This window comes from Micromonospora sp. WMMA1363 (assembly GCF_030345795.1).
Classification (GTDB): domain Bacteria; phylum Actinomycetota; class Actinomycetes; order Mycobacteriales; family Micromonosporaceae; genus Micromonospora.
Genome location: NZ_JAUALB010000001.1, coordinates 4,756,419 through 4,771,260 on the forward strand (window position 1 = coordinate 4,756,419; position 14,842 = coordinate 4,771,260).

The 14,842-nt window shown below is 69.4% G+C and carries 11 protein-coding genes and 1 tRNA gene; 6 read left to right on the forward strand and 6 right to left on the reverse strand.

All coding sequences use genetic code 11. The features are described from left to right. Position 1 precedes the first annotated feature (1 nt). The 3 genes from QTQ03_RS22150 (at position 2) to QTQ03_RS22160 (ending at position 2,116) form a co-directional block, all read left to right on the forward strand. On the forward strand, positions 2-307 hold the full coding sequence (locus tag QTQ03_RS22150) for a hypothetical protein (protein WP_289279702.1): 306 nt from the start codon (positions 2-4) through the stop codon (positions 305-307). Beyond that, positions 307-984 (forward strand): hypothetical protein, encoded by a 678-nt coding sequence (locus QTQ03_RS22155; RefSeq protein WP_289279703.1) that lies wholly within the window; start codon positions 307-309, stop codon positions 982-984. Before QTQ03_RS22150 ends, QTQ03_RS22155 begins: the two co-directional genes overlap by 1 nt. 298 nt (positions 985-1,282) lie before the next feature. Further along, on the forward strand, positions 1,283-2,116 hold the full coding sequence (locus QTQ03_RS22160; protein WP_289279704.1) for a PSP1 domain-containing protein: 834 nt from the start codon (positions 1,283-1,285) through the stop codon (positions 2,114-2,116). A gap of 16 nt (positions 2,117-2,132) precedes the next feature. Here QTQ03_RS22160 and QTQ03_RS22165 read toward each other — a convergent pair whose 3' ends face one another. After that, positions 2,133-3,917 (reverse strand): metallophosphoesterase family protein, encoded by a 1,785-nt coding sequence (locus QTQ03_RS22165; RefSeq protein ID WP_289279705.1) that lies wholly within the window; start codon positions 3,915-3,917, stop codon positions 2,133-2,135. A 132-nt stretch (positions 3,918-4,049) separates the two neighbouring features. On the opposite strand from QTQ03_RS22165, the gene QTQ03_RS22170 reads away from it, so the two are divergent. Then, a tRNA-Thr gene (locus QTQ03_RS22170) sits at positions 4,050-4,123 on the forward strand. Between the two features lie 485 nt (positions 4,124-4,608). On the opposite strand, the gene QTQ03_RS22180 is transcribed toward QTQ03_RS22170, so the two are convergent. The 3 genes from QTQ03_RS22180 to QTQ03_RS22190 are packed head-to-tail and all read right to left on the reverse strand — an operon-like array spanning position 4,609 to position 7,842. Beyond that, positions 4,609-5,781, reverse strand: a complete 1,173-nt coding sequence (locus QTQ03_RS22180; protein ID WP_289279706.1) for a peptidase M16 family protein — start codon at positions 5,779-5,781, stop codon at positions 4,609-4,611. Further along, complete coding sequence (locus tag QTQ03_RS22185) at positions 5,771-6,757, reverse strand: hypothetical protein (RefSeq protein ID WP_289279707.1); 987 nt, start codon at positions 6,755-6,757, stop codon at positions 5,771-5,773. Before QTQ03_RS22185 ends, QTQ03_RS22180 begins: the two co-directional genes overlap by 11 nt. Next, positions 6,754-7,842, reverse strand: coding sequence for an MFS transporter (locus QTQ03_RS22190; RefSeq protein ID WP_289279708.1), 1,089 nt, complete (start codon positions 7,840-7,842; stop codon positions 6,754-6,756). Before QTQ03_RS22190 ends, QTQ03_RS22185 begins: the two co-directional genes overlap by 4 nt. An 83-nt stretch (positions 7,843-7,925) precedes the next feature. On the opposite strand from QTQ03_RS22190, the gene QTQ03_RS22195 reads away from it, so the two are divergent. Then, positions 7,926-9,325, forward strand: a protein-coding gene (locus QTQ03_RS22195; protein ID WP_502889737.1) for an IS3 family transposase whose coding sequence is annotated in 2 segments (ribosomal slippage) — positions 7,926-8,259 and positions 8,259-9,325 — 1,401 coding nt in all. Because the reading frame shifts where the segments join, the coding sequence is not laid out codon by codon here. A gap of 224 nt (positions 9,326-9,549) precedes the next feature. On the opposite strand, the gene QTQ03_RS22200 is transcribed toward QTQ03_RS22195, so the two are convergent. Continuing rightward, entirely contained in the window at positions 9,550-10,143 is a 594-nt protein-coding gene (locus QTQ03_RS22200; protein WP_289279709.1) for a hypothetical protein, read from the reverse strand. Between the two features lie 67 nt (positions 10,144-10,210). On the opposite strand from QTQ03_RS22200, the gene QTQ03_RS22205 reads away from it, so the two are divergent. Further along, positions 10,211-11,628, forward strand: a protein-coding gene (locus tag QTQ03_RS22205) for an IS3 family transposase (protein WP_502889743.1) whose coding sequence is annotated in 2 segments (ribosomal slippage) — positions 10,211-10,541 and positions 10,541-11,628 — 1,419 coding nt in all. Because the reading frame shifts where the segments join, the coding sequence is not laid out codon by codon here. 357 nt (positions 11,629-11,985) lie between these two features. On the opposite strand, the gene QTQ03_RS22210 is transcribed toward QTQ03_RS22205, so the two are convergent. Beyond that, positions 11,986-14,796 (reverse strand): AfsR/SARP family transcriptional regulator, encoded by a 2,811-nt coding sequence (locus tag QTQ03_RS22210; RefSeq protein WP_289279710.1) that lies wholly within the window; start codon positions 14,794-14,796, stop codon positions 11,986-11,988. Between the last annotated feature and the right edge of the window lie 46 nt (positions 14,797-14,842).

The following is a 14,842-nucleotide window of genomic DNA, read 5'->3' on the forward strand; positions in this document are numbered from 1 at the left end:
GATGGATGCGCTGCTCGCCCTCGCCGCCCGGCTGGACGCGGCGAGCGAGACCATGGCCGGCCTTTCCCGCTCGGTCACCGCCGGAGACCCGGCCCAGGTCGCCTTCGGCGGCGACGCCGCGGGTCGGCCCGGTGAGATCGGGCGGGCTCTGCACCGGCAGTGGACGGCCGCCACCGGTGACCGGGCCCGCGAGGCGCATGGCGCCGCCCTGCGGCTGGCCGCGGGCGCGTCCGCCGTGCGGGACGCCGCCGACCACTACGCCGAGGTCGATCAGGCCGCTGGCCGACGCCTCGCCGGGGAGGCGTGATGGATCCGCTGGACCGGCTCGCGGAACCCGGCCTCGACCTGCTGCGTCGGGTCGACGGGCTGCTGGCGACCGGCGCGCCGGAGGGGCATCGAGTCTGGCCGCTGTTGCGCCGCATGCAGGTGCTTCCCGGCCAGGCCGTCCGGAGCTTCCTGGAACTGCATCCCGCGCCGCTGGCCGCCGCTGGCCGGGCGGTGCGCCGGCACGTCCAGGGGTACGATGAGGCCGCCGCCGCGCTCACCGACCCGGTGCTCTGGTCCGGCGCGGCCGCCGCCGCGTACGGGGAGGCCCGCACCGCGCTACTGAGCCACCTCGACGAGGGGCCGGAGAGCCTGGTGGGGCGGCTGGAGTCGACCGCCGGCTACGCCGACGCCCTCGCCGACTGGGTCGAGGGCAGCCGGCTCGCGCTCGCCCGGGCCCTGGCCGACGTGCTGCGTTCCGCCGAGGCGGTGGCGGTGGTCGCCGCAACCTCGATGTCGCTCGCGGTGTCGGCGCCACGTGCCTCGGCCGGGGCCGAGGCCGCCGAGATCGCCGCCCGGGTGCTGGCGGTGCTCTGCGTGGCGTATGACGGTGCGGAGACACTCTTGCGGCAGTGGGGGCCGAGTCTGGCCGAGTCCCCCTGGCGGGCGTCGGCTGACGGGCGGATCCGCTACGACGCCCCGACCCGCGTCGGCTGGTGACGGCGGCTGGCCGAACCCGTCCGGGCAGGGCACACGGCGTCGCGCTCGCGAACCGGGCTCCCGGCTCCGGCGTCGACGCCGTGGCCTTCCCTGCACCCCCCGCAGGCCTGTCTCCACTCAACGCCCCGCGCCGGTGTTTGTCCCGTCGAACGCGGCCGAATCAGCCATCCGGGCGAGGGGCATCGGCCCGGCGGGACGAGCCACCCGAACGTTTCGATCGACCTGGATGGCTGCGCGGTGTGGTCGTCCCATGACGGCGGAACTGCCGGGGGTGGCCCGGCGACGTAGGGTGAGGGGCATGGGCATGCTCTGCGCGGTCAGCTTCCACCGGTACGGGCGCCTCTACTACCTGGATCCGGGTGAACTCCGGCCGCAGGTCGGGGACAAGGTGCTGGTTCCCACCGACGAGGGACCCGAGGTGGCGGAGTGCGTCTGGGCCGCACAGTGGGTGTCCGAGGACACCGACGGATTTCCCCGGTTGGCCGGGCTGGCGCAGGAGGGCGACCTGCGCCGCGACGAGGCGCTGCGGCGGCGCAAGGCGGAGGCGAAGGTCGCGGCGAAGCGCCTGATCCGGGAGCACGGACTCCCGATGAAGGTGGTCGCCGTTGACCACGTTCCAGCCAGTGCCCAGGGCAGCGGCGAGCGGAGCACGATCTACTTCACGGCCCCGCACCGGGTCGACTTCCGGTCACTGGTCCGGGATCTCGGGGCGACGCTGCACTGCCGGGTCGAGCTTCGGCAGCTCTCCGCGCGAGACTCGGCGCGAGTGCAGGGCGGCATCGGCTCCTGTGGCCGGGACCTGTGCTGCGCCACTTTCCTCACCGACTTCGAGCCGGTGACCATCCGGATGGCAAAGGACCAGGACCTGCCGCTCAACCCGCTGCGCATCTCCGGTGCGTGCGGCCGGTTGATGTGCTGTCTGAAGTACGAGCATCCGCTGTATAGCGAGAGCAGCACCTATCCCGGCTCGGGCGAGCGAGTCGAGACGCCAGAGGGGACAGCGAAGGTGGTGTCCCGGCACCCCCCGAGCGAGACAGTGACTGTTCGGCAGCTCTCCGGCGGGGGCATCAGCAGATGCTCCCTGTCCGAGGTCTGTGGATCACGCCGGGCCTACGACAGTGGCCCGTCATGAATCAACGTGGCTCAGGTCAGCGAATGGTGACCGGGGGTTCGACCAGGCGGGGGATCAACGGGGTAGCCGGAGCCAGCCAGGAGGATACGGGAGACCGGTCGGGGTTGATCCGCCAGGCCCGGGCTACCCGGTCGATCCCGATTGCGTAGATGGTGAGGGTCCCGGCCGGATCTATCCGCAGACGGAGGAAGGCCTTCGAGTCCTGAATGCCCTGGCCGGCGAAGAGTTCGTTGACATTCACCCCGAACACGCTGGCGACCAACAGGTAGGCAGCCACCAGTTGGCTCGCCACCAAGCCGCTCACCGGGCCGTACAGCACCACCGCGGCGACCGCCGGCAGCGGCCAGGGCCAGTCGTGGAACGGCAACGCCAGCCAGGCCCACGAGCCCACCAGCGCCAACCCGACGTGCGCCACGCCGTGCCCCACGCCGAAAATCCAGCGCCGGACGTGTCGCTTGCCCCCGGAACTGAGCGGCTTGGCGAAGAACGCCGCCCCGAGCAGCACCACCAGCAGCATCGCCACCAGGGGCACACTGAGCAGCCGCTGCTCGGTGCCACCCCGGTTGGTGGCGACCCCGACCACCGCCAGCATCAGCAATGCGTGCAGGCTGCCGAGCAGCGTGATGAAGCCCGGGTTACGCAGCGGCAGCCGGGGGAAGATGCCCCAGGCGTACCGCCGGGAACGCGCGGCGTCCGGGTAGCGGCCGGCCAGCTCGTACGTCCGGGCGGCACTGGCCCGCCGCGCCAGGGTGTCCTCCGGCGGGACCTGGATCCGCTCCGGCAGCTTGTGCGTGGGGTACAGATACGCGCCGCCACCACCACAGGTGATCAACTGGCGGTTGGGTCCGCCGTACCGGGCGTAGTGGTGCAGGTCGCCCGAGATGAGCAGCTTCACCTGCGCTCCGGTCGGGGCGACGATGGTACGCATGAAATAGTCGACCGAGTCGTACGCGGTGGGGTGGTCGACCGCCTTGACCCACACCGGCGCCGGCACGGCCACGATCACCCGGCTCTCGGGCCCCAGCCGTTCCGCCACCGCGTCGAAGTAGGTGAGCTGCGGGTCGTCCAGGTACGAACCGGACTGGTCGTCCAGGCCGAGCAGCCACCAGCCGGCCGGCAACTGCACCGCGAAATACGACCGGGACTGACCGGTGCCCCAACCGCCGAAGTGCCGGTCCCGAGACCGGACGAACAGGCGCAGGAACGCGGTGAGGCCGTCGTACCAGTCGTGGTTTCCGGGAACCGCGAACAGCGTCGGCCGCTCCGGCGGGGCGACCGGCAGTGCCGCCTGGTAGGGCCCCTTGCACCGGTCCTCGTATGCCTCGAACGCCGCGGACGGGTAGACCTGGTCGCCCCCCATGACGAGGGTCTGTGCGCGGGGCAGGCGATGTCCGTCCACGACCAGCTCGCGCTGGGCGAGCAGGTACGCGACCGAGTACGTGGCGTCGAAGCCGTCACCCAGGTCGGCGACGTAGTCCAGCCAGAGACCGCCGTCCGGCCCGACCTGCCGGGCAATCCTCGCGTCGAGGGCGTTCTGCAGTTCCCGCTTGTCCAGGTACGCCCCGAACAGCATCGCCAGCAGCGTACGGATTCCGGTGCTGATCAGCAGCAACGGCGCGAGCCACGGCACCGGCTTGCGCGGGGTGAAGCCCAACTCGCGTGGGTCCGTGCTGGCCGGTCGGCGGGCGGGCCGGCCACCGGCCGCCTCACTCGCGTGCAGGCCGTCGGCCGGTGGGGTGGTCGCGCCCCCGGGCGGCGTGAACTGATGGTCCGGCGATCCGGAGGGATGATCGTCCGTCATCTGCCGGAGCGTAGCGCGGGTCGGCCGGCAGCGCTGTCCGGTGAACGGTCGGGGTGACGTATGCCCAGGTCGTGCGACGGCGGGGATCCTGTTCGGCGGGCCGGGTGGGGTGGCGTACACTTTGCGATCGTTGCCGCCTTAGCTCAGTCGGCTAGAGCGACGCACTCGTAATGCGTAGGTCGACGGTTCGATTCCGTCAGGCGGCTCAAAGGGAGGCCCTGACCAGCAGGAATGCCGGTCAGGGCCTCATGTGCATCGATGTGGTTTTGAATCGCCCCCCGATAACGCGTGCGGACGATCCGGTTCGACATGTCGCAAGTCGTGGGCGCTCGCCGCCGTCGGCGCCGGCAGGTAGCCCGACCCTCCATGATCGTTTGCGTTTCGGGCTACTCGAATCGGGCCTGGCGCCACGCTGTCTGGTCCCACGCAACTCTCCGGGCAGGGCTCTGGCGGCAGGGTGGGCGGCGGCGACCACGCCAGCTAGCAGCTAGGCCACGCCTGAGGCGCCGGCCGAATCCAGTAGACCGAAGCGCAGTGGAGCGTTGCGGTGCAGGTGCTCCAGGGCAGGGCGCCATGTCCGTGGCCTCACCATGGGCAATGGCTGGCGCTCGTGGAAGAGGCCGCCAGTGGGCCCGTCATCTGGCAGCGTGGCCAGCCACACGGGGGTGTCGGCGGCAGCGTCCGCACGGGGTCAGAACGGCCCGCTGCGCGCCGGGTTGGCTCCGACGAGCACGGCCTGGTTCCAGCCGGTGCGGACGCAGCGGTCGATCATGTCCGCACAGGGTGTGCTGGTGGCAGTCGGGTCGATGCCATAACCGGATTGCCAGGCATCGACCGTGGCGGCAAGCGTTGCGGGGTTGGTCACCGCGGCGCTACGTCGCTCCGGTAGAGCCGCCGCCTGTGTCGCGATCAACGCCGGTGCCGCTTGCCCGCTGTGCTGGCTCATCGCGATGCCGATCGCTTCCCGCTGCCGTGCGTCCTCGACGAGCCAGCTGCCGGTGACAACGACACGGCCTGCTCCGGGAACGACCGAGCCTCCCCGGAACCGGGCCCCCACACGCTTGCCTACTTCGGCGAGTGGGCCTCGCTCGTGCAGCAGGATCTGGGCGGCGAGCTGTGCTGCCTCGGCGTTTCCCGGGGTGCCCGGGTGGAGCGGGATGCCGACGTATACACGAGTGTCAGAGCCGGACAAGTCCGATCGAGGGGTGGCGGGCTCATCTGCGGGTGCGTTCGTAGTCGGATCGGGTGCGAAGCTGGGTGCCCTGACAGTGTCCGCCACGGGCAGCCACTCTTCCGCCGGCCGGGAACCGACGATCACCAGCCGCTCGGGGTAGATCGCTTCGTGCCGGGCTGCATGCGCTCGCAGATCCTGCGCTGTTATGGCGGAGCTGCCACCGATGCGGCACTCGTCGAACCGGGCCAGTTGGTGTCGCTGGGTTGCTAGTGCGGCGAGCTTGTGCCCGGTGACGAGCAGCGGGTTACCGAACCACTCGGACAGTTCGACATCGATTGCTCGGCACTCGCGTAGCCGGACGTCGTCATCGATTCTTCCTGCGGCGAGCAGCTGGGAGGCGGTAGTCAGCGCCGTGACCAGATCTGAGCTGGCCTCTGTCAGTACGGTGGCCGAGACCTTCATCGTGTCCGCATGGGTTTGGGCGTGCGCCACGATGGGCGCGGTCATGACCGAGCGCAGGGTCGCCAGGTACAGGTGTTCGTGCAGGTGGGCCACTCCTGGCGTGTCTGCGGGGTCGTGGCCGAAGCCGCGCGCGTAGGTGGCGACCAGGGAGGTCGTCGAGGATTCCGGTCGATGCGCCACGATCACCGCACCGGCCGGCCCTGGCAGCTGGAGGATCTCACCATCCATGAACGGCCTCGCGTAGCTGCGTCAGAGTGGATTCAGGCAGGTGGCCTACCACGGCGACGGCTGGAACGCCGCGGTCGGCGAGCGCGACGGAATCGCCGGGTGGCGGCGGGGGCGGATCGGGTGAGGAATGGATCGCTGCGTGCAGCGCGACGCTCTGCCGCAGGTAGGGCAACTGCGCCTCGGGGATCCCCGCATCATGGATGCCACGCATCACGTGTCGCACGGTGTCGACGAGCGCCACCACGTGGGCGGCCACCGTGCTGAGGCCGATGCTGAGACAGGCGACGCCGTGCTCCTGAAGAGGCATCGCCGCAGCGGCGTAGTACGGAATCTGACGCCCTGCGAGCATCTGGACCAGAACGCCAGGCGTGCCGACTCTACCCAGATACGCGGCGGCGAGCGGGGCAGAGTCTGCGCCGCCTCGTCCGTCGGGCCAGGGGATTTGTACCCCTATGGCGAGTCGATGCTGGTTGCGGGCGCCGTAGTACAGCCCTCCGCGCCAGGGCAGCGGATCCGGGTGGCTGTTTTGACCTGCGTCGGTGCGGAGGAAGCCCATGACGTCGCGGGCGCAGTCGATGATCTGCTGGTCGGTGATCACGGTCGCCGCGGCGGCGGTCGGAAGCGCAGCCACGCAGGCTTCGCCCCAGGCCGCTAGGTGAAGTGCCCGTTGGAGCAGTCGGCCGCGGTCACTCATCTGTTGGGCCCGCTGCGTGACGAGCGCCCGCCGGAGAGTGTCGAGGTGAGCGCTGCTCAGCCGCTGGTCGAGCAGGCGGGGGGTGGCGTCTGTCGGCAGGCTGACCGCGGTGCTGCGATGGCCGACCCGGTATGCGTCCCTCCCGAAGAGGGCGGCGCAGGTCAGGGCGGTCAGGCCGGGCGCGTCCGGCGGCTCGGTGCCTGTCCCCCACGGGATCCGCCGCACCGTACGGGGGGAGGGCGGCGCGCCAGCCACCCGGCCCAGGGATACGAAGCTAGTCATCGCTGCCGTTCGGGGCTGGGGCTGTGCCGGGGCAGCAACAGTAACGTGGTGATCACCAAGTTCGCGGCTCCGGCGACGAGCAGGATCAGAGCAGGGCGGGCGGTTAGGTCTCCGACGAAGGGGATGGCCACGTATGACACGGTCATCAGGAGGTTCAGCACCGCGCGGCGGAACGCGAAGACACGGCCGATGACGTCGTTGGACGTCAAGGACTGGTAGACCACGGTCGCTGCGCCGGCGATCATCACGTTGCCGGCGCCGCCGAGAAGGCCCACCACGACAACCGCGGCCCAGCTCCACGATTGGCCGCTGAGGACGAGTGCGGCGGCTGCCACGGCGGACACCGCCGCCCCCGCCCACAGTACGAGTGGTTGGCGTGTAGATCGACGCACGATCAACGAGGAGGCGGCGATCCAGCCGATGCCGGCCAACGTCTGGTACACGGCGGCCGCCGCGATGCCGACCGATTGTTCGAACACCGCCAGGGCGATGACTACCTCCGAGCCGAGGAATAGGAAGTACGCCGCCTCGGCGAGCGCGACCCGACGTAGTTTCGGGTCGATAGCCCTCCATCGCACGGGCTCCAGCCGTGTCGCCGGCCGGTCACCCGTGGGCGCCGCCGTGCGACGCGCGGTCTCGGTCGGTGACGGACGCAGCAAGGTCGCCAGGAGTCCCGCCACGACGAACGAGGCGAGGTTGACCCACAACGCTGCTTCGATGCCGACCCCGGCGGAGAGCGCGGCGCCGATCAGCGGGCCGAGGCTCATGGTCGCGCCGAAGACGACCTCGAACAAGGCGATCACCGGTCGGACGTCGTCGCCGGCCAACCGCTCCTTGAGCATTGCTTGCACGGCGGGAATGGATGCGCTGCCCACAGCCTTGAGGAGCGCCACGACGATGTAGACGACGGTGAGGTTCTCGGCGCGTACCGCCCCGATGAGGACCAATACCAGAAGCGCGCAGAGCAACTCGCAGGTGATGAAGACCAGCCGCCGGTTGAACCGGTCGACGATCCGGCCGGCGAGGGGCGCACAGACGACCACCGGCACCCTGTCTGCCAGGGTGAGTTGAGGCCAGCGGTTCATAGCAAGTCCGCCGGACAGGGCGAGTTCAGGATCGAGAAGCGTTGGATGCTGCTGTTGACGTCGTGACGGCCCAGGATGGGGTCATGAGTGGCAAGAAGGGTCCGCGTTCAGGCGGGCCGCGGGCACGTCGGTCGTTCACGCCGGGGCAGAAGTTGGAGTTGCTGGCCGGGTATGAGCAGGCCGTCGCGGCTGGTGAGGGTGGTGCGTTCCTGCGGCGTGAGGGTTTGTACTCGTCGTTGATGTCGGAGTGGCGCCGGGCCCGTGATGCCGGGCTGTTGCAGGGCAAGCCGGCGGGTGAGACGGTCGGGAGGCCGTCGGTGGAGCAGGCCGAGATCGCCCGGTTGCGGCGTGAGCTGGAGCTGGCGCAGGCGAAGCTGGCGCGGACCGAGACGGCGTTGACGATCATGGGAAAAGCGCGAGAGCTCTTGGAGGACATCTCCAGGAGCGAGCCGGACGGTCCGGACGTGTTCGGGCTCGGCAGGCGCTGATGGCCGCCTATCACGAGCTGACCAGTGCGAGGATCACGACGCGGGACGCGAAGCGGTTGACCGGGATCGCCCGGTCCAGCGCGGACCGGGACCGGCGGCGGCCGACACGGGCGGCGCCGGTGCGGCGGACACCGGCGAACGCGCTCACCCCGGCCGAACGTGAGCAGGTCCTGCGCCTGGTGAACAGTGCGGAGTTCGTCGACGCGGCCCCGGCCCAGATCTACGCGGCGCTGCTGGACCAGGGCGTGTACGTCGGTTCGATCGCCACTATGTATCGGGTTCTGCGCGAGCACGCACAGGCGCGCGAGCGGCGCAGGCTGGCCCGGCACCCGGCCCGCCGGCGTCCCGAGCTGGTCGCTGACGCCCCGCGGCAGGTCTACAGCTGGGACATCACGAAGTTGGCCGGACCTGCGAAGGGCGTCTACTACGACGCCTACGTGATGATCGACATCTACTCCCGGTACATCGTCGGTGCCCGTGTGCACGCCCGCGAGTCCGGCCCCCTCGCGGAGTCGATGATGCGCGAGGTGTTCGGTGTCCATGGCGTCCCGCACGTCGTGCACGCCGACCGCGGCACGTCGATGACGTCGAAATCGGTGGCTGACCTGCTCGAAGACCTCGACGTGACCCGCTCGCACTCCCGGCCGAAGGTGTCCAACGACAACCCGTACAGCGAGGCCTGGTTCAAGACGTTGAAGTACGCGCCGGTCTTCCCGGACCGATTCGCGTCCCTCGCCCAGGCGCGAGCGTTCATGAACGACTTCGTGACCTGGTACAACCACGCCCACCGGCACTCCGGGATCGGCCTACACACCCCCGCCGACGTCCACCACGACCGTCACCACACCGTCCGCGCCAACCGCGAGGACACCCTCGCCGCAGCCCGCACGGCGCACCCGGAACGGTTCGGCACCACCCGGCCCCTGCCCAAAATCCTCGACCTGCCCGGACAGGTCTGGATCAACAAGCCCGAGCCACAACGACAAGCCGCTTAACTCCCGTTGGCCTCAATCCCTTGACACGTTCCGGCAGGGTGCCGACGGCGAAGGTGATGCCGGCTGCTGTGTATGACCCGGTCACCGCCAGCACCCACAGCGGAAGGGCGAGGTTTTGGACGTAGTTGCCGATCAGGGAGCATGCGTTCGCGAGCAGCAGGAGGCGCCATGCCTGCCATGGTCCGGGCGTGTGTGCGGGGGCTTCGGTAGTGACTGGGGGGCTGTCAGTTGTCACGTAACCCGCTCCATCCGAGGCTGGCAGCGGCGAGCTGCGGTTTCGTCGTCTGCGCGGGCGGACGACCGAAGTGAGCAGAGAACTTGTCGGCTACGCCGGCCAGCACGTCCAGGTCGATGCGGCTCGCCTGGTTCACCTCGACTTCCACGACCGCGAAGGTGTTCACGAGCTTTGATGTGGCGTCCCGCAGTTCGACGGCATCGCAGCTGAGGGCGAGCGTCGTCAGCTGATCGGTGAGCAGAGCGGCCTTGGTGCGCCGCTGGGCTAGGTATCCGAACACTCGGATGTCACTGAGGGTGTGGACCCTTCGCGACAGGTGCTGCCCGGGCCGTCCGGCGAGCACGTCGGCGCTGGACAGGGCCTTCATGTCCGCTACGTATTCGGTCATCTCCAGCACGTCGCGGCGACCGTCGACCCATTGGATGGTTTCCTTCGCCACGAGCCAGGAGGGGCCTTGGCCCCGGTTCACCAGCGCGGTGAGGGAGCAGTTGGCTGCCGACAGCGACCACTGCGCGTCGTCGAGGCACAGGGTGTGCTGCAGGATCGTTGTCTGGTCCGCCAGCCGCAGCCCCCTCTGTGTCATCCTTGGGGAAGGCAGGTTGACCTGCTGAAACTCTGACCCGTGAGGGCGTGCAAGGAGATCCACCCCCGTGACATCGCATCACCCGGTGCCCGACCCCGAGGTACCAGCAAAGCCCCGAACAAGGACATACACCGCCGCGTACAAGGCGCGGATCCTGGCCGAGTACGAGACCCTCGATAAGGCCGGCAAGGGCGCCCTGCTTCGTCGGGAAGGCCTGTACACGTCGCTGCTCGCGGCGTGGAAGCATCAGCGTGACGCCGGCGCCCGCGAGGCCCTGGCCAAGCCGGCCGGGCGGCCGAAGACCGATCCGGCGGTGCTGGAGGCAGCCCGGTTGCGGGCAGACAACGAGCGGCTGCGCGCCGAGTTGGACAAGGCCCGCAAGGTGATCGAGGTGCAGGGAAAACTCTCCGCGCTGTTGGGGCAACTCGCGACCGACAGCCAGCACAGCGGGAGCGAGCCGACACCATGATCGACGCTGCGATCACCGAACTGACGTCGCTGATCGGCATCCGGGCGGCGTGCCGAGCCACCGGCCGGCCGCAGGCCAACCATTACCGCCGGCACCGCCAGACGCCTGCGCCACCGCGGCCGGGGCGTGAACCCAGGCCGCAGCCACGTGCCCTGAGCGCGGCCGAGCGTGACAGCGTCCGGGCGTTGCTCAACAGCCCGGACTTCGCCGACATGGCCCCCGCGGCCGTCTACCACACCCTCCTCGACGAGGGCGTGTACGTGGCGTCGGTGTCGAGCATGTACCGGATCCTGCGTGCCCACGGCGAAGTCAGGGAGCGCCGCCGTCACGCGGTGCACCCGCCGAAGGTCAAGCCCGAACTGATCGCCGACGCCCCCAATCGCGTGTGGTCGTGGGACATCACCAAGCTGCGCGGCCCGGCCAAGCGGGACTTCTACCACCTCTACAGCGTGATCGACATCTACAGCCGTTACACCGTCGCGTGGCTGCTCGCCGAGCGCGAGGACGCCGCCCTGGCCGAACGGCTGCTGTCCGACGCGATCACCAAGCAGGGCGTCGCGCGTGAGCAGTTGACCATCCACGCCGACCGCGGCACCTCAATGGCGTCCAAGACGGTCGCGCAGATGATGGCCGACCTCGGCGTGACCAAGTCCCACTCCCGGCCCAGGTGCAGCAACGACAACCCGTTCTCCGAGGCCCAGTTCAAGACCCTGAAGTACCGGCCCGACTTCCCCGACCGCTTCGGCAGCGTCCAGGACGCCCGAGCTCACTGCCGCGCCTTCTTCACCTGGTACAACACCATCCACCGGCACTCCGGCATCGGCTGGCACACCCCACACGACGTCCACCACGGCCACGCCCGGCAGGTCCGCGATGTCCGCGCCGACGTCCTGACCGCCGCCTACACCCGCAACCCCGAACGATTCGTCCGCGGCATCCCGCAACCACCCGCCCTGCCCACCACCGCGTGGATCAACAAGCCCGAGGACACCACGACTCAGTCAACGAACCCCTGAACCGACCGCCCCAAAAAGGTTGACACCTTCCGTTCCCGGGTCTGACCGGTCAGACCCAGGTCTCTCCGGCCTGCACGGACGCCAGGGCGTCCAGGCCCTCGTCGGTCTCTTCGAGGGTCTCGATGACCTCGATGATCTCCGCAACCTGCTCCATGCTGGCTCTCCCTTCAGTTGCGCCGGTGATGAGCGGATCACGACCCCCGTGCCCTGCGTACTGATCCCTTCGCTCCGGCTGCGATCAGCTTCCACGGAGCTTGCATCGCACCGTCATCCAACTTTCATCCACCGCCGTTGAGCTGGGGAAACAATGTTTACCCAGGAGGCAGCAACTGCGTCGGAGTCGCCCAGGTGCGAGATTCACGCCGTCTGAGGGCTGTCGGCCAGGTCGCCGATCAGTCGCGCCATGTCTGCCTCGCCTGTGGCGTCGTTGTTCTGGCGGTAGACCTTCTGCGCCTGCCGGAACCACGCGACAGCGTCGGTGCGGTTGCCGGAGCCCAGGACCGCATGACCAATACGGACTAGGGTGTCCGCCTCGGCGGTACGGAAACCGGATCGCCGCATCATGGCGAGTCCCTCATGCAGGTACTCCAACGCTTCGGCATAGGCGCGCTTGCGAACGAACAGCGCGCCGATGCTGCTCAGAATCGCGGCCTCGTGGTGCCGCAGGCCGCCTTGCCCAGCAAGCTCGCGCCCGGTCTTCAACCGCTCGAGCCCGGCGTCGATGTCGTCCAGGGCGACCAGCGCGTCGGCGGAGTTGTTGAGGGAGTGCACGACGAGAGTCGTGTTCTGCGCAGCCTGGGCAAGTTGCAGTGCCCGCTCGTACTCGGTCAGCGCGTCGCGGTATCGACCTTGTGTCTCGTAGACGAAGCCGAGGCCGAGCAGGGAGCCGGCCGCGCCGCCCGGGTGTCCTTCCCGCTCGTAGAACTCGGTGGCCAGACGCAGGTGCCCGGCTGCGGCGTCGAGGTCATGAGTGACGGCGAGCGCGCCGCCGAGGGCATGGTAGAGGTGGGCGCGCACGAGCGGCCGGTCGATTCGGTGGGCGTCGGCCCCACAACGCATCCAAGCGTCCACGTCGGCGGTTGAGAAGCCTGACCGCACGAAGTAGCTGTGCAGGTGGTAGATCAGCTCCACCGCCCGGTCGATGTCGTGGCGGACCGCGACAGTGGTGATCGGCGCCAGGTTCTCGCTCTCCTCCTCGAGGAAGCTGATGGCGTCGACGTCCTCGGCGAACGGCTCGATGAACGTCTCCACCCGCGCGGTCGAGTCGGCGAAGGCGTCACGGTCTGGCCGCAGCGTGCCGTTGGCCATAGCAGCCACGGACTGGTACCAGCCCAAGAGACGATCTACAGCCTGGTCCGGCCGGTCATCGCCGGCGCGCGCCTCGAGACACTCCGCGGCGAAGGACCGGACCAGGTCATGCATAGTCAGGTAACGATCGCCGGTCTCGGTGACCAGGTGCAGCGCGATCATGTTGTCGAGGCTTCGCTGCACGACAGACAGCGGGAGCGCCGCGAGCGCCGCTACCAGCTCCGGCCGCATCCGCCGGCCGGGGTGGACCGCGAGCAGGCGAAAGAGCCGGGCGTCGTCGGCTGACAGGGTCGCGTAGGCGTTCGCCAGCACTGAGCGGACACTGCGCGCGTCGCCGTCGATGGCGAACCCGTCGAGCGACGCACCTCCCCGGGAGAGATCGGCAGCCAGGCCCTCGACCGTCAGGGACGTCTCCGCCACCAACCGCGCGGCGAGGATCCGCAAGGCCAGCGGCATCCCACCGCACAGATCGAGCAGGCGTTCCAATGCCCGACTGGCGGCCGCCGACGCTGGCTCGGTGGCGCCGAGGAGAACCGACCGGCTCTCTTCGCGGCTCAGTCCTTCCAGCGCGAGGCCCTTGACGGCCAAATGGGTGTGCAGTGCCGCCATGTTGTTACGGCTGGTCACGACCAGTTGCGTGCCGCCGCCGGGCGGGACGGCCGGCAACACCTGATCGATGGTGCCAGCGTTGTCGAGGACGATGAGTGCCTTCTTGTCGGCGATGGCCGAGCGGTACAGGGCGATCCGTCTCTCCAGCGTGGCGGGTATCTTCTGCGGCGGCAGGTTCAGGCTCTCCAGGATGTGCGCGAGCACGCCGCCCGGCGATCGGCTGGCATCCGTGCTGTGCCCGCGGAGGTCGAGGAATATGTGACCGTCCGGGAAGCGCTCCTGGGCCTGGTGGGCCCACCGCGCGACGAGTGAAGTCTTGCCCATGCCCGCCGCGCCGGCCACCACGAGCACCTGCGCCTGCCCGCAGTGCTGCTCGAGCAGTGTCAGCGCGTCGTGCCGGCCTGTGAAGGAGCCGTCTGGTGGAGGAATCTGCCTCGGTACCGGCGGCATGGCGGCGGAGAGGACCGGCGGCGGGACGGCCGCCACCGTCTCGTACGCCGCGGGGCCCAACAAGGCCGGGTCGTTCTGCAGAATGCGTTTGTGTAGTTCCTGCAGCTCTGGGCCAGGGTCGATGCCTAGCTCGTCATTCAGCAGGGTGCGCACTTTCTGGTAGGCATGCAGCGCGTCCGTCTGCCGGCCCGTGCGGTACAGCGCTGTCATGAACAGCCCGGTGAGCTGCTCGCGGAACGGGAACTCGGCGACGAGCGCGGCAAGCTCCGTCACCACCCGACCGTGTAGGCCGGCCTGCAGCTCCAAGCGCATGCAGTGTTCCCAGACCGCGGGCCGCTCCTCGTTGATGAGCAGCGCGTTCCCCTGGATGGCCCGGCTGTCGATGCCGGCGAAGGCAGGAGCACGCCACAGTCCCAGCGCTTGCCGTAATCTCGCGACGGCCGCCAGCAGATCACTGGCCTCGGCGAGCGCGCTGGCTTGGGTGACCATGTCGCGGAAGAGGTACAGGTCGATCTGGTCCAGGTCCACGTCGAGGGAGTAGCCGGCCCGGGCGGTACGAAGGACCTCTTTAGCCGCGGCCACCCCGGCGCCCAGCCACGCCTGCCGCAACTGTGACGCTGTGTTCTGCACCTGTCGTTCCGCGGAGGCGGGCGGTTCGCCGTCCCAGAGTGCCTCGGCAAGCGCACCGATCGATACGAGGGTGTTCGGGCTCAGCAGTAAGCGCGCAAGGAAACGCTCCTGCCGGGGCGGGAGCGCGGGGAGCCGGCGCGCGGACGCCCATACCTCCAGGTTGCCGAGCACTTTGAAGTTCATCCACCACGCCCCCGACAGATACAGTCCTACGCCC